The 17,132-nt window shown below is 71.2% G+C and carries 10 protein-coding genes and 1 pseudogene; 7 read left to right on the forward strand and 4 right to left on the reverse strand.

Going from position 1 to position 17,132, the window contains the following annotated elements; translation table 11 throughout:
• Nucleotides 1-128: 128 nt before the first annotated feature.
• Nucleotides 129-1,163 carry a hypothetical protein gene (locus ACH4K4_RS25020; protein WP_398170194.1) on the reverse strand — a complete coding sequence of 345 codons (1,035 nt, stop codon included), beginning with the start codon at nt 1,161-1,163 and terminating at the stop codon, nt 129-131.
• Between the two features lie 393 nt (nt 1,164-1,556).
• Between ACH4K4_RS25020 and ACH4K4_RS25025 the strand changes: the two genes are divergently transcribed.
• The 4 genes and pseudogenes from ACH4K4_RS25025 to ACH4K4_RS25040 all read left to right on the forward strand — a co-directional run bounded on the left by ACH4K4_RS25025 (nt 1,557) and on the right by ACH4K4_RS25040 (nt 5,418).
• Nucleotides 1,557-2,447: a phytanoyl-CoA dioxygenase family protein gene (locus ACH4K4_RS25025; protein WP_398170195.1), complete on the forward strand. Its 891-nt coding sequence runs from the start codon at nt 1,557-1,559 to the stop codon at nt 2,445-2,447.
• A gap of 22 nt (nt 2,448-2,469) precedes the next feature.
• Entirely contained in the window at nt 2,470-3,261 is a 792-nt protein-coding gene (locus ACH4K4_RS25030) for an alpha/beta fold hydrolase (protein ID WP_398170197.1), read from the forward strand.
• Nucleotides 3,258-4,114: pseudogene (locus ACH4K4_RS25035) on the forward strand (aminotransferase class I/II-fold pyridoxal phosphate-dependent enzyme). Before ACH4K4_RS25030 ends, ACH4K4_RS25035 begins: the two are co-directional and overlap by 4 nt.
• Nucleotides 4,102-5,418 carry an MFS transporter gene (locus ACH4K4_RS25040; protein WP_398170199.1) on the forward strand — a complete coding sequence of 439 codons (1,317 nt, stop codon included), beginning with the start codon at nt 4,102-4,104 and terminating at the stop codon, nt 5,416-5,418. The pseudogene ACH4K4_RS25035 and the gene ACH4K4_RS25040 overlap by 13 nt, the downstream one beginning before the upstream one ends.
• A 66-nt stretch (nt 5,419-5,484) precedes the next feature.
• Here the strand turns inward: ACH4K4_RS25040 and ACH4K4_RS25045 are convergent, their stop codons facing one another.
• Entirely contained in the window at nt 5,485-6,342 is an 858-nt protein-coding gene (locus ACH4K4_RS25045; protein ID WP_398170200.1) for a hypothetical protein, read from the reverse strand.
• A gap of 824 nt (nt 6,343-7,166) precedes the next feature.
• Here ACH4K4_RS25045 and ACH4K4_RS25050 point away from each other — a divergent pair.
• Nucleotides 7,167-9,344, forward strand: coding sequence for a hypothetical protein (locus ACH4K4_RS25050; protein WP_398170201.1), 2,178 nt, complete (start codon nt 7,167-7,169; stop codon nt 9,342-9,344).
• Nucleotides 9,345-9,363: 19 nt separating this feature from the next.
• Here the strand turns inward: ACH4K4_RS25050 and ACH4K4_RS25055 are convergent, their stop codons facing one another.
• A complete protein-coding gene (locus tag ACH4K4_RS25055) occupies nt 9,364-10,470 on the reverse strand; it encodes a hypothetical protein (protein ID WP_398170203.1) in 1,107 nt (368 codons plus the stop codon).
• Between the two features lie 66 nt (nt 10,471-10,536).
• Nucleotides 10,537-12,063 (reverse strand): FAD-dependent monooxygenase, encoded by a 1,527-nt coding sequence (locus tag ACH4K4_RS25060; RefSeq protein WP_398170204.1) that lies wholly within the window; start codon nt 12,061-12,063, stop codon nt 10,537-10,539.
• Between the two features lie 170 nt (nt 12,064-12,233).
• On the opposite strand from ACH4K4_RS25060, the gene ACH4K4_RS25065 reads away from it, so the two are divergent.
• Both ACH4K4_RS25065 and ACH4K4_RS25070 read left to right on the forward strand, forming a co-directional pair.
• Entirely contained in the window at nt 12,234-12,884 is a 651-nt protein-coding gene (locus ACH4K4_RS25065; protein ID WP_398170206.1) for a TetR/AcrR family transcriptional regulator, read from the forward strand.
• Between the two features lie 184 nt (nt 12,885-13,068).
• Nucleotides 13,069-17,100 carry a HAMP domain-containing protein gene (locus ACH4K4_RS25070; protein ID WP_398170207.1) on the forward strand — a complete coding sequence of 1,344 codons (4,032 nt, stop codon included), beginning with the start codon at nt 13,069-13,071 and terminating at the stop codon, nt 17,098-17,100.
• Nucleotides 17,101-17,132 lie beyond the last annotated feature (32 nt).

Genomic DNA, 17,132 nt, shown 5'->3' on the forward strand with positions numbered 1-17,132 from the left:
CCCCGGGCCGGCGGGGGGGGGCGCCGTGCGGGGCGGGGCCGCGCGCGGGTTGGGGGGGGCGGCCGCCCCCGGACGCGGGCCGGGGGGGGGGCCCCCCCCGGCCCCCCGCCCGATGCGGCGGAGGGCCGTCAGCCGCGTCCGAGGCCCGCGGCGGTCTGCATGACCAGTTCCTCGGTCGGCCGGGCCCGCTCGACGTCGGCGACCGCCACCATCAGCTCGAAGATGTCGACCTCCTGCGCCTCGGCACACCGCGTGATCAGCGGGAAGAAGCTGGAGTGCGTCTGGCTGAGGCCGCCCACGAGCTGGTACGTCCGGTCGTCGTGCAGGCGCGGGAGCGGACGTACCGCGGCCTCGCTCAGCCGGCCCAGGCCCCGGTAGTCGTACCGCTGCCCGGCGCCCAGACTGCGCAGGATCGTGGCGAAGGACTCGGTGACGGCGTTGCCCGCGCCCCGGCCGATGCCGTCCAGCGTCGTGTCGATGTACGCCGCCCCGCCGTACGCGGCGGCGAGGGCGTTGGCATTGGCCAGCCCGAGGTTGTCGTGGCCGTGGAAGCCGAGGGGTACGTCGGTCCACTGGGCCACCTGGCGGAACAGCTCACCGGTCTCGGGCGGCAGGTAGCCGCCCACCGAGTCGACCAGGTAGACCCCGTCGGCGCCGTACTTCACGCACTGCTGGACCGCACCGACGACGCCGGGCGCGTCGAGCAGGTTGGTCTTCATGAGGTTGGCGAACACCGTGAGGCCGAGTTCCTTCGCCAGTCCCACGAAGTCCTCGGCGGGAGCGACATCGGTGATGTCCACACCGACGCGGACGAACCGCATGCCCGCCGCCGCGGCCCGCCTGAGGTGGTCCGGTGCGGCGATCCCGGGAATGCAGAACATTCCCCAGTCCGCGGTGGTGAGCGTGCCGGCCGCGAGGGCGAAGCACCGCTCATCGGAGACCAGGGTCGGTTTGGACAGCGCCTCGGCCGCGTTGAGCCCCAGCCCGTGCCCCAGCTCGACGAGGCGTATGCCCGATTTCTCAAGGCCGGCGAGAACGCTGGTGATGGTCTCCTCCGTGAACTGGAAATCCACGGAATAGCTGCCGTCCCTGAGCGTGCAGTCGAGAATCTCGACCGCACCCATGTCTGCGCTACTGGCGGTCTCCTGCGGCAGGATTTTCATCTCACACCTCAGCAATCGGGAATCGCGGGGATCGCGGCGAGCAATGCGAAAAGGGATGCCGTGCCCGGTGCAGAAGCGGGGGACGCCCGGTGGCCGCGGCTCGTTGGCTCCATGGCTCTTCGTGACGTGGCTGCGCCGGGAGGCTACGGCACTCAAGATTAGCGCCAACTCCGGCTCCGACGGCGGCAGAAGCACCGGCAGAACGAGAGGCAGGCGCCGGGCGAAGGTGCCTCCCGCTCCGGTTCGTGATCCCTTGCGGCCCGTGCGCCGGGGCTGTCAGGATCTGGTCCGAGGTTCACCGAGTGATGATTCACGTGCGGCCGTTCGGTCGTTCCGCCGAGTTGCCAGGAAGGTAGGGACAGCGCAATGGGAAACGTCCTCTCCAGTACTCAAGTGAAATCCTTCCGCGAGAATGGTTTCTGTGTCGTTGCAGGTATTTTCGAGAACGGCGTCATCGACAAGGCGCGGGCCGTCGTCGACGCCCTGCTCGCCGATCCCAGCCTTTCGGACGTGGCCGAGACGGAGCCCGAGGACGCCACCAAGGCGCGCCGTATCTGGGCGCCGACGGCCCGGAACGAGGTCTTCGCGGACATCGCGGAGCACCCCCGGCTGATCGACGCCGTCGCGCAGCTCATCGGCGACGACGTCGTCCTGCAGTACTCGAAGCTCAACGTCAAGCCGCCGCAGGTCGGCAGCGTCGTCGAATGGCACCAGGACTTCGCGTACTACCCGCACACCAACCAGGACCTGCTGGCCTCGCTCATCTACCTCGACGACGCGACCCGTGAGAACGCCTGCCTGCGCGTCGCCGCCGGCTCCCACCGCCAGGGGCTGCTCAGCCACGAGAAGGACGGGTACTTCGCCGGCAAGATCTCCTCGCTCAAGGACGTGGGCGTGGACGAGTCCACGGTCGTCGACTGCGAGGGGCCTGCCGGTTCGGTGGTCTTCCTGCACCCGCTCGTGGCGCACTCGTCGGAGAAGAACCTCTCCGACATGTACCGGCGGGTCTTCATCCCCGCCTACCGCGCCGCCGACGCCTTCCCGATCTACTACGGACCGCACGCCGCGCACAACGAGCCCAACGCGAAGCTGCTGCGGGGCAAGCCGGCGAAGGCCGCGCGTACCGAGGGCGGTGTCTGGCCGCTGCCGGTCGCGGCAGCCGAGTTCAACTCGCTCTACGAGATCCAGGAGGGCTCCCACCTGCAAAGCGGCCGCAAGGCGCCGACCGGCTACTTCGCTCACGAGACGCCCGCCGAGCCGGAAGCCGAGACGGCCTCCGCGTGACCACCCGGTAAGGAAGCCCGCTGTGCCGCTCGTCACGACCTCGGACGGGGTCCGTATCGCCTGCCAACTCCGCGGCGCCGGACCCGTGCTGGTCCTGCTCGCCGGCCAGGCCAACAGCCACCACTGGTGGGACGGGGTACGGGAGGACTTCCACGCCGCCCGCGCCACCCTGACCCTCGACTACCGCGGCACCGGAGACAGCGACGCGCCCCATGTGCCGTACAGCACACGGCAGTTCGCCATGGACGTGGTCGCGGCGCTCGACGCGCTGGAGATCGACCGCGCGGACGTCTACGGCACGTCCATGGGCGGACGGGTGGCGCAGAAACTGGCCGCCCACCATCCGCGGCGGGTCCGTTCCCTGGTCCTGGGCTGCACGTCCCCCGGCGGCCGGTTCGGCGTCGAGCGAAGCGACGCCGTACGCCGGTCGCTGGCCGTCGCCGACCCGGCCGCCGCGCGGCGCGCCCTGGCCGAGCTGATGTACACGCCCGCCTGGCTCGCCGCCCACCCCGGCCCCCACCAGACGATGGGGGACCCCGCCATGCCCGCCCACGCCCGGCGCGGCCACCTGGCCGCCAGCCGGGATCACGACGCGTGGGAGGAACTGCCCGGCATCCGCGCCCGCACCCTGGTGCTGCACGGCACCGAGGACCTCCTCAACCCCACCGCCAACGCGTCTCTGCTCGCCGACCGGATCCCGGACGCCCGCCTGCACCTGCTGCCCGGCGCCCGGCACGCCTACTTCGAGGAGTTCCGCGCCACGGCGAGCCCCCTCGTCCTCGACTTCCTGGAAAAGGCGGCGCCGCCGGAATGACCCCCACCGACGAGACCTCCGTCCGCGACGAACTCCCCGTCCGCGACGAACTGCGCGGCAAGACCCCGTACGGCGCCCCGCGCACCCACGCTCCCGTACGGCTCAACGTCAACGAAAGCCCGTACCCCCTGCCGGACTGGCTGGCCGGGCGGATCGCCGAACGGGTGGGGGAGACGGCCCGCGGCCTCAACCGCTACCCGGACCGGGACGCGGTCGAGTTGCGCGACGCACTCGCGCGCTACCTCGTCCGCACCACCGGCCGTGCCGTGGACGGGGCCCGTGTCTGGGCCGCCAACGGTTCCAACGAGATCATCCAGCAACTGCTACAGGCTTTCGGCGGGCCCGGCCGCACGGCGCTCGGCTTCGAACCTTCGTACTACGTGCACGCGTTGGCCGCACGCGGCACCGGCACCCGCTGGACCGCCGGTTCCCGCGACGCCGGTTTCGCCATCGACGTACCGGCTGCGCGGGCCGCCATCGCCGCACACCGGCCCGACGTACTCTTCGTCACCTCTCCTCCCTCACCCAAACCGTCGCCCGCACCCTTCTGGAGCACTCCGACGTGCTACTGGCCCACGTCGACCGGATCACGGGCGAACGCGAGCGCGTGGTGGGCGGGTTACGCGGTATCGGCTACGACGTCACCGAGTCCGACGCCAACTTCGTCCAGTTCGGCCGTTTCGAGGACAGCCACCGGGCATGGAGCGCCTTCCTCGGCCATGGAGTGCTCGTCCGGGACAGCGGAGTGCCCGGACGGCTCCGGGTCTGCATGGGCACCCCGGCGGAGAACGACGTTTTCGTCGATGCGGCGCGCGCCGTCATGAAGGGGCGAGGAGACGCATGGGCACGGTAGCCACCTGGCGGGAGTCGTCTCCCGTGGTGCGCCTGCTGATGGTGAACCAGTTCGGTGTGATGCTCGGGTTCTACCTGATCCTGCCGAACCTGTCCGCCCACCTCAGCGGGGACCTGGGCCTGTCCGCCGCCCTGGTCGGGCTGGTGCTCGGCGTGCGTACGCTCAGCCAGCAGGGCATGACCCTCTTCGGCGGTACCGCGGCGGACCGGCTGGGCTGCCGGTGGCTGATCCTCACCGGCTGCGCCCTGCGGTCGGTCGCCTTCGTGATGTTCGCGGTGTACGACTCGCTCCCCGGCATCATGGCCGCGGCCGTCGTGACCGGCATCTCGGGCGCCGTCTTCACCCCCGCGACGCGTACGTACCTCACGCGGGCGGCCGGCGAGAACAAGCTGGCGGCCTACGCCCTGTTCAACATGGCGGGCAATACGGGAGCGCTGTTCGGCCCTCTGCTGGGCAGCGTGCTCCTGTTGTGGGACTTCCGCCTGGTCGCCGCGGTGTCCGCCGTGGTCTTCGCCGTCCTGACCGCCGCCCAGGCGTTCCTGCTGCCACCACAGCCGCGGGCGAAGAGCGGCCAGTCGGTGTTCGGCGACTGGCGGTATCTGATGAGCGACCGGCCGTTCCTGGTGTTCGTCGCGGCCGTGTCCGTGCTCTTCGTCGCCTACAACCAGCTGTATCTGCTGCTGCCGATGGAAATCACCCGGGTGACCGGCAGCGCGGGCTCGGTCAGTCTCGTCTTCGTCGTGATGGCGGTGATCGGCATGGTTGGCAGCGTGCCCCTGGCGACGAGGGTCCCCAGGAGGCTGGGGCGGGGCCGGGCCGTCGCTCTCGGGGTGGCGCTCTGCGGGCTGGCCTTCGTACCCACGGCGTTCTCCGGAGCCCTGCAAGGGGGACGGCCGCCCGGAGAGAGCATCTCGTCGGCGTCCGTGCCCGGCCTGCTCCTGTCGGCGCTGCCGGTGCTCGCCGCCACGGTCGTCCTGGCCGTCGGCCACACGATCGCCATCTCCCTCTCCCAGGAGGTCGCGGTCTCCTACGCGCCGCCCGGCCTGACCGGCACGTACATCGGCATGTTCTCCATGGCCGCCGGCCTGTCTGCCGCCGGCGGCAACTTCCTCATCGGGTACCTCTCCGACCTGGGGGACCGGTACGGCATGCGCTGGCTGCCCTGGTTGTTCCTGGTCGTGCTCGGCGCGGCCGCCGCCTGGGCCGTCGCCCGGATGCGCCACATCCCCGAAGGCCACGACAGCACCCCGGCACGGAGGGCCGCGGCGAAGCGGCCGCCGCGGGTCGAGGAAAGCCTGCCGTGACCGGACGGCACTCCTGCCCGTCCACGCGCCCCCGCCGCCGTACCGGCCGGCGGGGGCGCGCTCGGCTCATCCGGCCTGCGGCCGGTGCTCGGCGGTGCGCATCTCGATTTCCCTGGCGAACTCCAGCCACTGCTCGGCGCACCGGCGAGCGGCCCTGGCCACATCGGACACCCGGTGCGCGGGCACGGCGTCGGCCAGCCGGCGCCGCCTTCCGGCGTCCAGCGACTGGGCGCTCAGCAACTGCAGTATCGCCCGCCCCGCTTCGGTGAACCGGAGCGAGGGGTCCCTGCACAGATTCGGCACCACGGAAGGCGCCGCGGTACGCGACGCCGGCAACCGGCCGAGAGAACGCGGATCGTCGTCGTGCGCCCGCGCCTCGGTGCCGTCACACTCCTGACCCTCGTCACCGGACGCGTCCCGCCGTTCGGCGCCGCGCAGCTTCGCCGGCACCGGGTCGGTGCCGCGGCGCAGCCGCTCCCGTACGTCCCGGACCGTGGCGACGGCCAGGCCCGTCACCGCGGCGATCTCCCGCAGCGACGCCTCGGGCCGGTCCAGGATGATTCCGGCCGCGTGCCTGCGCCGTTCGGCCGCGTTGAGGGGGCGGACCCGGCCGTCGCGCCCCATCCGGGAGTCCAACCGGACGTCGGGGACGGCGCACCGGCTGCGCAGCGAGGCCACCGTGGCGGGCGAGGTGCCCGCGGCCTCCGCGATCCGGCGGTCCGACCACTGCGGGTGGCTCTCGATGATGCGCGTGGCCTCGGCCATGCGGTCGGTGTGCGGGAGTGGGGTCCGGTCCCCGGCGTTCAGCTGGGCGGCGCGGACGAAGGCGCCCTCCACGGTGCCGTCGACGAAGACGACCTCGACCTTTTCCTTGTTCCGCAGCAGGGCAGCGCACAGGCGGTGCAGACCGTCGACGACTCTCATCGTGGGGCGGTGCACGACGACGGGTGCGGAAGGGGGGTGCTCTTCGGTCGGCGACCGGCCGTTTCGCACCTGCTCGCCGGCAACCTGCACGGGAGCGGAGAGCCGCAAGGACCTGATGGGCACGAGCTCTACCCGGCGCTGCTCGCGCTGCCTTCGTCCCCTCGCACTGGTCGCGGCGTCAACAAACGCGTCAGACATGTATGCCTCTCTCTGTGGCCCACCGCTTCCTTATACGCCGATGCACCCGTCCCCTGTTGACATAACACCTCACCAGTCGGCGTGGCCGGCTCTCCTTCCGACGCCGCCGGCGGGCCGGCAGGGCAAAACCGACGGCGTTTTGGAAGGGCTCGCGACGTTCTTCGACGACCACCGCGAACCAGGGGCGGCGGTTGAGTCCCTGCCTCACGACCCGGGCGCGCCGCCGCTTCCGCCGTCCCGGTGCCCACGCCGGGGCCCGGCCAGGCGCTGGTCCGCACCACGACACTGGCCGTCGCGGCGATCCTGAGCGACCTGATACGCGGCCGTGGCGACCTGCCCATGCAGCCGTTCGACGTGGGCGCCTGCGTGCCGGGCCCAGCATCGGCGAGGTCGTCGACGCGGGCGACAGCGGCTGACCGGCCTCGACCAGACACCGCGCGCTCTGCGCGAGCGGATCGAAGGCCGGCACGTAGGTGCGGTGCACGTGCAGGTGTAGTTCCCGCCTACGGTTACTTCCAGCCGTTCTCCTCTTGCCGGGGGCATGACCGCACGAGACGGGAGTTGAATCGAGAACGTTCCCGGGACGGCGTACCGGAGCCGGTACCCGATGTGAGGGTGTGAGGCGGATGGACGAAAGACGCAGACTGAGCCGCAGGTCCCTGTTACAGAGCGGGCTGGGGGCGGGCGGGCTGGCCGTGACCACGAGCCTGCTACCCGGGCTGTGGGGGCGCGCGCCGGGCACGGCGTGGGCGGCCTCCCCGGCTTCTCCGGCCGCCACGGCCGCCGGCCCACCGGCGCCGGCCCCCGGTGCGGCGTTCCCCGACTGGGCCAGGTACGCCCGGATCGCCGACGGCACGTTCGACGACGACGCCGATCCGGTGCGCGACATGAAGCCGGTGATCGACAAGCTCAAGGCGCAGCACGTGAGCGTCATCGAGGTCGACACGATCTTGTCCAACTGGCTGCCGGACGCCGAGTTCACCGCGCACACGGCCCAGTTGAAGCGGTTCTCCGACCTGGCACACGCCGCCGGGATACGGGTGGTCGTGTACTACCCGTCGCTGGAAGTCATCAGCGTCGGCGGGGAGAAGGGCAAGTCCTTCTACAAGGACGGCGACGGCAAGAACTGGGTGCAGCGCGGCCTCGACGGAAAACCCAACGTCTTCTACGGCAGCCTGGTCGTCTGGGTCGACCCGGGCGACGAGAGCTGCTGGGTCAGCCCCAACTCCCCCTGGCGCGACCACTACCTGACCCGTATCAAGGCCCTGGCGCGTACGGGTGTGGACGCGATCTGGCCGGACGTGCCGATCTACTTCGACGGCGCGCTGAGCTGGTGCGACGCCTCCACCTGGGCGGCGACCGCCTTCAAGGCCGACACCGGCCTGGCACTGCCCGCCACCGCCGACTTCTCCCAGCCCGCCTTCCGCCGCTACGTCGAGTGGCGCCACCACAACCTCAACAGGTTCCAGCTCGACATCGCCGCCGCCGGCCGCTCGGTCAACCCGGACCTGGTCACCTTCGTGGAAACCGTGACCATGGACTACAAGTACGCCACCACCGTGGGCCTGGACGGCGCGTACCTGCGCCGCGCGGACGGCGTCAGCCATGTCTGGGAGGTGGACGTCCTCGGCAACTACGACGGGATGCGCCACGCCACGGCATCCGACTGGACCTGCCTGATCTCGATGTACAAGTACGCCCGCGCGGCCAGCGGCACCAAACCCGCCTGGGCCTTCTCCTACGGCTGGAAGGCCGACGACGCGTCGCTGGTCATGGCGGAGACGCTGGCGGCGGGCTGCAACCCGTACGAGGTCAAGAGCCCGTTCAAGACCGACAGCACGGACACCGCGATGCGGACCCGGATGTACGGCTTCGTCGCGGCCCACCAGGAGGAGCTGTTCGCCGCCGCCTCCGGCGCCACGGTCGGTGTCTACCACTCCTCCGCGTCGCGCGACTTCGTCAGCCCGGTCGAGGGCAGCGGCATGTACGTCAACACCAAGCCGCCCGCCGGCGTCAAGGACTGGTGGAGCTTCGACACACCGGAGGAGAGCTGCACCCAGCAGAAGTGGCTGGGCGAGTTCCGCGGCACCGTCAAGTCCCTGGTGCTCGCGCACATCCCCTTCAACACCGTGCCCAGCCCCGGCGTCGGCGCCGACGACCTGGCCGGATACCGCGTCCTGTACCTGCCCAACCTGCAGGCGGTGGCCACCGCCGAGGCGGACGTCCTGCGCTCGTACGTGGCGGGCGGCGGCACCGTCGTGATCACGGGGCCCGCGCCCACCGGCCTCGACGAGCGGGGAGACGCCCGTAGCGAGTACGCCCTCGCCGATGTCCTCGGCTTCCGCAAGGCGGACCCGGTGCCCGCGACCAAGCGCACCGCCTTCGGCCAGGGCACCTGCTGGTTCTTCAAGGACCTGCTCGGCCTGAAATACCTCTCGCGCACCCATCAGCCCACCGCCGACACGCTCCTCGGGCCGGTCCGCGCGGCCGCCCCGCCCGCCGTCACACTGACCGGCGACCCGCGCGTCCACCTGGAGCTGAGCTACCTCGGCGACGCCGCCATCGTGCAACTGGTCAACTTCACGGCCTTCGGCGACACCCCAGCGTCCTTCGCGCCCAAGCCCACCACCTGCACCGTCGGCCTCACCGTCCCGGCCGGCCGGCACGTACGGGCGGCCACGGTCAGCTCGCCGGACCACTCCGACCCCGGGCCCAGGCCGGTGGCCTGGAAGACGGACGGCGACAAGGCGAGCGTGGAACTGACGGTGGCGCAGTACTCGCTGCTCAACGTCACCGTCAACTGACCGGGTCGGCTGACGGCCGTCACGGCTTCTCCGGAGCGGGGACCCGCCACAGCGACGTGGGCCGGTCCTCGCTCCCGGGGTGTGACTCGAAGGCGATCCACCGGCCGTCGGGCGACCAGCTGGGCGCCCCGTCGTACGTACCGCGCTCCCGCGTCACCTGCACCGGCCCGCCACCACCCGCCACCGGCATGACGAAGATCTTCGGCAGGTCGAGCCCGCCCGTGGTCGAGGAGAAGACCACCGACCGGCCGTCCGGCGACCAGCTCGCGTCCGTGTGCTCACCCTCCAGGGTGGTCAGTCTGCGCACGCCGCTCCCATCGGCGTTCATCACGTACAACGCCCAGGCGTCACTGCCCAGTTCCCGCCGCTGGAAGACCAGCCGGTCGCCGCGCGGCGACCAGTTGGGTTCGCGGTTGTCCGTACGGCTCGCGGGGCCGTCCACCAGCCGCGTCTGCCCGGTACCGTCCCGCCTGACCTTCCACAGGGACCCGGACGCCGCCCGGTCCGCGAGCGCCGCGGTCCCGTCCGGATCCGCCCGCTGCACGCTCTCCTGGAAGACGATCCACTCCCCGTCCGGCGAGAAACTCGGTTCCAGATATCCCGAGTCCCCGCGGTGATCAGTCACCCTCTCGGGCCGCCCGCCCGGCCTCAGCGCCCAGATCTCGTCCTTTCCCGAGCGGTCGGAGGCGAACGTCACCCCCGCCGACGGCCGCCAGCTCGAACCGGGCAGGTTCACCGCCGCCCGGTCCTCCTCGTCCAGCAGGTCACGCGCCTCGCATCCGCCCCGGCTGCGCCGGCTCTCCAGCGGCAGTACGCGCAGCGCCGCTGCCCCCTCGTTGTATCCGCCGTGGAAGGCCGTGAACAGCACGGACTTCCCGTCGGGCGCGAACGCCGGGTTCTGCGCGCTGCCCTTTCCGCGCTCCCGGTGGACCAGTGCGGCCCCGTCCCCGCGCACCGTCCCCGGCCGTACGGACGGCGACCCGGCCGGGCCCGAAGCCCCGCAGGGGTACGACGGCCGCGCCGACTCCGAGGAAGGGCGCGGCGTCCCCGCCTCACCGCCACCACACGCCGCCAGCACCAGAACACCGACACCCAGCAACGCCGCGCCCATTCCTCGTCTGCTCACGCGGTCACGCTATGTACCCCGACCCACCGCCTCAACAGGGGTTTGCGACAGCGGCGATGAAGGTTTTCAGCTCGGGCTGAACCAGCGGGTGAGGGCTGCCTTGAGGCCGTCGGGGTCCGCGCCTGCCCAGGCGACGTAGCCGTCGGGCCGGATGAGCAGCGCGGGGGCCGGGGCCTGCGCGGCGGTTGCGACGACACGGCGTACCCGGTCGTTCCAGGGCTCCGCTGTGGCGGCCAGGTCGCTCCCGCCGGTGAGGTCGACCAGCAGAGGGCGGGCATCGCGCAGCAGCTCGGCGAGGCGCCGTGTCCGCCCGTCGCCGGTGGTCAGGTCGAGAGGTGGCACGAACCAACCGGTGGGCGCCGCGGGGTGCTCGTCTCCCATGTCGTAGCGGACATCGGCGCCTGCCATCGTGGCGGCGACCACGCGCACGTTCTCGGCACGGCCCAGGAGTTCCGCGAAGAGCCCGCGCAGGGCGGTGACATCGGCTCCGGGCGCCAGCAGAGCGGACGCTGCCCGGGTGTGCATGAGCACGCGCTCGCCGGACGCGCGACGCTCGGTCTCGTAGCTCTCCAGGAGGTCTTCCGACGCCCATCCCTGCACTGCCGCGGCGAGCTTCCAGGCCAGGTTGGCCGCGTCCTGCAACGCCGCGTTCAGGGTCGGGCCGTGGCTCACGTGCGCGGCGTCGCCGGCGATGAAGACCCGGCCGTCGCGGTAGCGGTCGGCCTGCCGGGAGTTCCGGTGGCACAGGCGGCGGAGCAGTGTGGGCGCGCCCTCGGGCGGCGGAGCCAGGGGCAGGCGCACCCCGATGACCCGCTCGATGCTGTCCTCCATCTCGGCCAGCGTCATCGGCGCGCCCGGCCCCGGGGAATCGCCTGCCGGGTGCTCTTCCCGTTCGGCCGTGTTGACGAGCGGCCGCTGCGGGTCGTGGGGGAGCAGGTTGAAGACGCCCTTGTCGGTGCGGTGGAACATCGCCGGTATCTCGCCGAGGCCGTCGATGTGGACCCGTCCGCCCGGCAGGAAACGGAAGTGGTCGCTCGGCCCGATCAGGGCCGACCGGTCGACCATGTCGTCGGTGGTGCCGGGGAAGCCGATTCCCGACTGCTTGCGGACCAGGCTGTTGCCGCCGTCGCAGCCGACGAGGTACCGGGCCGTGAACGTCGTCCCGGTTCCGTCCGAACCGCGTGCCACGACGTCGACCCGGTCACCGGTCTGGCTGAAGGAGAGCACGTCCCAGCCTCGCCGTATCTCAACGCCGAGTTCGGCCGCCCGCTCGCCGAGCGTACGTTCCAGGTCGCGCTGGTTGACCGGCAGGAGATACATCGGGTTCTCCTTGCCGAGCACGTGCAGCGGCAGCGGCAGCCCGGCGTAGAAGAACCCGGGCGCGGGCTCCGGTGCTCCGTTGCCTCCGCAGCGTTCGAAGAGGCCGCGGTGGTCCAGCAGCCGTACGACCTGCCCGGTGAGGCCGTGTGCCTTGTCCGCCGGGTCCGGCTCCGCCCGCCGTTCCAGCACCAGGGCGCTGACCCCCGCGAGCCGGAGCTCGCAGGCGAGGAAGAGGCCGGTGGGGCCACCGCCGACGATGACGACATCGAACATCACTGACTACTCCTATGCGGTTGTTCGGTACACGAGACGCAGGCCGGCAGTGGAAGCGACTGGACGGGCGGCTCCGCGGCCGCCCGACGGCCGGGGCAGGAGGATGCGCCGTTAGATACGTAGCTGTATCTAATGGCGGACACCGTAAGCCGCCGCGATAAGATACGCAAATGAATCCCAAGCGTGAGCGGACCGCCGGAAAGGGCGCGACGCGGACCGCGGACCGCCGCGGCGGTGGCGCAACCCGGCGGCGTGGCACCGAGCTTGAGCACGCGATCCTCGACGCCGCATGGGACGTACTGGTCGAGCACGGATACCCCGGCTTCACCTACGAGGCGGTCGCCGCCCGCGCCGGTACCAGCCGGCCCGTGCTCTACCGGCGCTGGCCGCGGCGCGAGGACCTGCTGCTGGCCACCCTCGCCAAGTCCTGGCAGCCGATCGAGGTGCCCGACACCGGCAGCCTCCGCGACGACGCGATCGGCTTCCTGCGCAACGTCCACGCCGGCCGCACACAGATGATCGCGATGATGAGCGTGCAGCTGGTGGACTACTTCCGCGACACCGGCACCGGCTTCGGCGCACTACGCGAAGCCCTCGTCCCGCCGGACCGGGCGACCGCCTTCGAGATCATCGTCGCCCGCGCGGTCGAGCGCGGCGAACTGCCCGGTGCGCCCCGCCTGTCCCGCGTGGTGGACCTGCCGTTCGACCTGCTGCGCCACGACATGCTCCTGACGATGCGCGCGGTGTCGGACGAGTCGATCGTCGAGATCGTGGACAAGGTGTGGCTGCCGCTGCTGGGGGTACCGGCGTCTCCACCCTAGAGGCGCACAAGTCGGGTAGTCAGGCCTTCCGTTGTGATGCCTCGGGGTAATCTTTTACCTACTTGCCGTGCGGCAAGGTCACGAGGGGTCGGTGTGGGGCACGGGTGCGCGCGCCTTTGCGGGCAGGAAGCACAGCACCATCGTGCCTGGCGCAGGGGACCGGTAAGTGGAACGAGGTTGGGTCATGACTGCTGAGACGGCGGGCGAGCAGACACGTCCGGCGTCGCGGACGAGGCCGGCGCGTACCGAAGGAAAGATCGGGGAGTCTGAGCTGCGGCAGCTGCTCGCGGGGCTCACGGCCGTACGCGACGGGAACTTCGGAACGCGCCTGCCGGACGACGCCGACGGGCTGCTCGGTGAGATCGCCGCCGTCTTCAACGGAATGGTCGACCAACTGTCCCTGTTCACCTCGGAAGTGACCCGGGTGGCGCGCGAGGTGGGCAGCGAAGGCAGGCTCGGCGGACAGGCCCGGGTCCCGGGCGTCTCCGGCACCTGGGCGGACCTGACCGACTCGGTGAACGCCATGGCCGGCAACCTCACCAACCAGGTGCGCGACATCGCGCAGGTGGCCACCGCGGTCGCCAAGGGCGACCTGTCGCAGAAGATCACCGTGGCTGCCCGGGGCGAGATCCTGGAGCTCAAGACGACCATCAACACGATGGTCGGCCAGCTGTCCGCCTTCGCCGACGAGGTGACCCGCGTTGCCCGTGAGGTCGGTACGGAAGGGCGGCTCGGTGGCCAGGCACAGGTGCCCGGGGTGGGCGGCACCTGGCGGGACCTGACCGACTCGGTCAACTTCATGGCCGGAAACCTCACTTCGCAGGTGCGCTCGATCGCGGCGGTCGCCACCTCGGTGGCCCAGGGCGACCTCTCGAAGAAGATCACCGTGGATGCCCGGGGCGAGATCCTGGAGCTCAAGACGACCATCAACACGATGGTCGACCAGCTGTCCGCCTTCGCCGACGAGGTCACGCGCGTCGCCCGCGAGGTCGGCACCGAGGGCAACCTCGGTGGCCAGGCCACCGTGCGGGGCGTGTCGGGCACGTGGAAGAACCTGACCGACAACGTCAACGTGATGGCCTCCAACCTGACCGGCCAGGTGCGCTCCATCGCCCAGGTGGCCGCCGCGGTCGCCAAGGGCGACCTGTCGCAGAAAATCATGGTCGAGGCGAAGGGCGAGGTGGCCGCGCTCGCCGGGGTGATCAACACGATGGTCGACACGCTGTCGGCCTTCGCGGACGAGGTCACGCGGGTGGCGCGCGAGGTCGGCACCGAAGGGATGCTCGGCGGCCAGGCCCGCGTACCGAATGTGGCCGGTACCTGGAAGGACCTGACCGACAACGTCAACTCGATGGCCAACAACCTCACCGGCCAGGTACGCAACATCGCCCAGGTCACCACCGCGGTCGCCAACGGTGACCTGTCGAAGAAGATCGACGTCGACGCGCGGGGCGAGATCCTGGAGCTCAAGACGACCATCAACACGATGGTCGACCAGCTCTCCTCCTTCGCCTCCGAGGTCACCCGCGTGGCCCGCGAGGTCGGCAGCGAGGGGCGGCTCGGCGGGCAGGCCGAGGTCGAGGGCGTGTCGGGCACCTGGAAGCGGCTGACCGAGAACGTCAACGAGCTGGCCGGCAACCTCACCCGGCAGGTGCGGGCCATCGCCGAGGTGACCAGCGCGGTCGCCGAGGGGGACCTGACCCGGTCCATCACGGTGGACGCCTCCGGCGAGGTCGCGGAGCTGAAGGACAACATCAACTCCATGGTGCGGTCCCTGCGGGAGACCACGCGGGCCAACCAGGAGCAGGACTGGCTCAAGAGCAACCTGGCGCGCGTCTCCGGGCTGATGCAGGGCCACCGCGACCTCGCGGTCGTCGCCGAGCTGGTCATGGACGAGCTGACGCCGCTCGTCTCGGCCCAGTACGGTGCCTTCTACCTGGCCGAGGAGACCGAGCACGGCACCGTCCTGACGCTCGTCGGCGCGTACGGCCGCCCCTCCGGGAGCACCGGGCACGACCGCTTCAGGCTGGGCGAGTCCCTGGTCGGCCAGGCCGCGCGCAGCCGCCGCACCATCGTCGCCGAGGGGGTCCCGGGCGAGTACGTCAGCATCTCCTGCGGCCTGGGCCGCACGGCGCCCGGCAGCCTGATCGTGCTGCCGATCATCGTCGAGGACCAGGTCCTCGGCGTCATCGAGCTGGCGTCCTTCACCTCCTTCACCCCCGTGCACCGGGCCTTCCTCGAACAGCTCATGGAGATGGTGGGCGTCAACGTCAACACCATCGTCGCCAACGCGCGTACCGACGAGCTGCTGGACGAGTCGCAGCGCCTGGCCGGGGAGCTGCAGGCCCGCTCGGGGGAGCTGACACGGCAGCAGGAAGAACTCCAGCGGTCCAACGCGGAACTTGAGGAGAAGGCCGAGCTGCTCGCCTCCCAGAACCGCGACATCGAAACCAAGAACCTGGAGATCGAGCAGGCGCGCCAGGAGCTGGAGGACCGGGCGCAGCAGCTGGCGCTGGCCTCGAAGTACAAGTCGGAGTTCCTGGCCAACATGAGCCACGAGCTGCGCACCCCGCTCAACAGCCTGCTCATCCTGGCACAGTTGCTGGCACAGAACCCCACCCGCAACCTCACGCCCAAGCAGGTCGAGTACGCGGGCATCATCCACTCGGCCGGCTCGGATCTCCTCCAGCTCATCAACGACATCCTCGACCTGTCGAAGGTCGAGGCGGGCAAGATGGACATCAACCCGGAACGGGTGGCGCTGCGGCAGCTCCTGGACTACGTCGAGGCGACGTTCCGACCGCTGACCACGCAGAAGAGTCTCGAATTCGCCATCGTGGCCGCGCCAGGGGTGCCGGTGGACCTGCTGACCGACGACGCGCGGCTGCGGCAGGTCCTGCGCAACCTCCTGTCCAACGCGGTCAAGTTCACCGAACAGGGCAGCGTCGAGCTGCGGATCGAGCCCGCCGCCGACAGCGAACTGCCCGGCACCGTCCGCCGCGGCGGCCCCGTCGTCGCCTTCCGTGTCAAGGACACCGGCATCGGCATCGCCGAGCAGCAGCTTGCGGTGATCTTCGGGGCGTTCCAGCAGGCGGACGGCACCACCAGCCGCAGGTACGGAGGGACCGGCCTGGGGCTGTCCATCAGCCGCGAGATCGCTCACCTCCTGGGCGGCGCCGTGACCGCCGAGAGCACGCCGGGGCAGGGCAGCACCTTCACCCTCTACCTGCCCGTCGCGCGCGCCGACTTCCAGGAGCAGAAGCAGACCGGCGGCGCAGCGGCCGACGAGGCCTCGGCAGGCGAGGCGGGGGAGGGGCACGAGAGCCGGCCGCGCACCCCCGTCGCCGTACCCGCGCCGCCCCGCCGGCTGCTGGTGATCGAGGAGCGGCCCCGCGGGCTGCTCTCCCACGTGGCCGAGAGCGCGGTCGCCGAGCTGACCGGCGGCCAGGACCTGGGCGACCGGCCGGACGGCATCGAAGTCATCTCCGCGGTCGGCGCTCAGGAAGCGGCCGGCGCGCTGGCCGCCGAGCCGTTCCACTGCGTGGTCCTCGACCTGGACATGGCCGACTACGAAGCCCTGCGTTTCCTGGAAGCGATGGACGGCGACGCGGCCGTACGCACCGTGGCCGTCCTCGCCCACAACGGCCGGCGCCTGGACGCGCAGCAGGAACGCGTCCTGCGGGCGCGCGCCCGTACCCAGCCGCTGGAACTCCTCTCCAGCCTCGACGAACTGCGCGAACGCATCGCCCTGCACCTGTCCGCCGAGCAGCCGGGCGACGTACTGCCGCTGGTGCGCCCCGAGGAGACCTTCCAGCAGGCCCCCCGGCCCGTCGACGACAGCCTGAGCGGCCGCACGGTCCTGGTCGTGGACGACGACGCCCGCAACCTGTACGCACTCAGCGGCATTCTCGAAGTGCACGGCCTCAACGTCCGGCACGCGGACAACGGACGCAAGGGGATCGAAGCGCTCAGCGAACATCCGGACATCGACCTGATCCTGATGGACGTGATGATGCCCGAGATGGACGGGTACGCCGCGACCGCGGAGATCCGGCGCATGCCGGCCCACGCCCACCTCCCCATCATCGCCGTCACGGCCAAGGCCATGCCGGGGGACCGCGAGAAGAGCCTCGCCGCGGGGGCCAGCGACTACGTCACCAAGCCGGTGGACGCCGACGACCTGATCAACTGCGTCCGCCGCTGGCTGACCTCCTAGGAGCGGTCGCCCGTCCGGCCGGCCGGACGGGC

It is taken from the genome of Streptomyces sp. NPDC017529, from assembly GCF_044329785.1.
Taxonomy (GTDB): domain Bacteria; phylum Actinomycetota; class Actinomycetes; order Streptomycetales; family Streptomycetaceae; genus Streptomyces.

Bases quoted from the DNA above. Each gene is read 5' to 3' on its own strand.
- ACH4K4_RS25020 (WP_398170194.1), bottom strand. From the start codon at position 1,163: ATGAAAATCCTGCCGCAGGAGACCGCCAGTAGCGCAGACATGGGTGCG.
- ACH4K4_RS25070 (WP_398170207.1), top strand. From the start codon at position 13,069: ATGACTGCTGAGACGGCGGGCGAGCAGACACGTCCGGCGTCGCGGACG.
- ACH4K4_RS25050 (WP_398170201.1), top strand. From the start codon at position 7,167: ATGGACGAAAGACGCAGACTGAGCCGCAGGTCCCTGTTACAGAGCGGG.
- ACH4K4_RS25065 (WP_398170206.1), top strand. From the start codon at position 12,234: ATGAATCCCAAGCGTGAGCGGACCGCCGGAAAGGGCGCGACGCGGACC.
- ACH4K4_RS25040 (WP_398170199.1), top strand. From the start codon at position 4,102: ATGGGCACGGTAGCCACCTGGCGGGAGTCGTCTCCCGTGGTGCGCCTG.
- ACH4K4_RS25045 (WP_398170200.1), bottom strand. From the start codon at position 6,342: ATGAGAGTCGTCGACGGTCTGCACCGCCTGTGCGCTGCCCTGCTGCGG.
- ACH4K4_RS25060 (WP_398170204.1), bottom strand. From the start codon at position 12,063: ATGTTCGATGTCGTCATCGTCGGCGGTGGCCCCACCGGCCTCTTCCTC.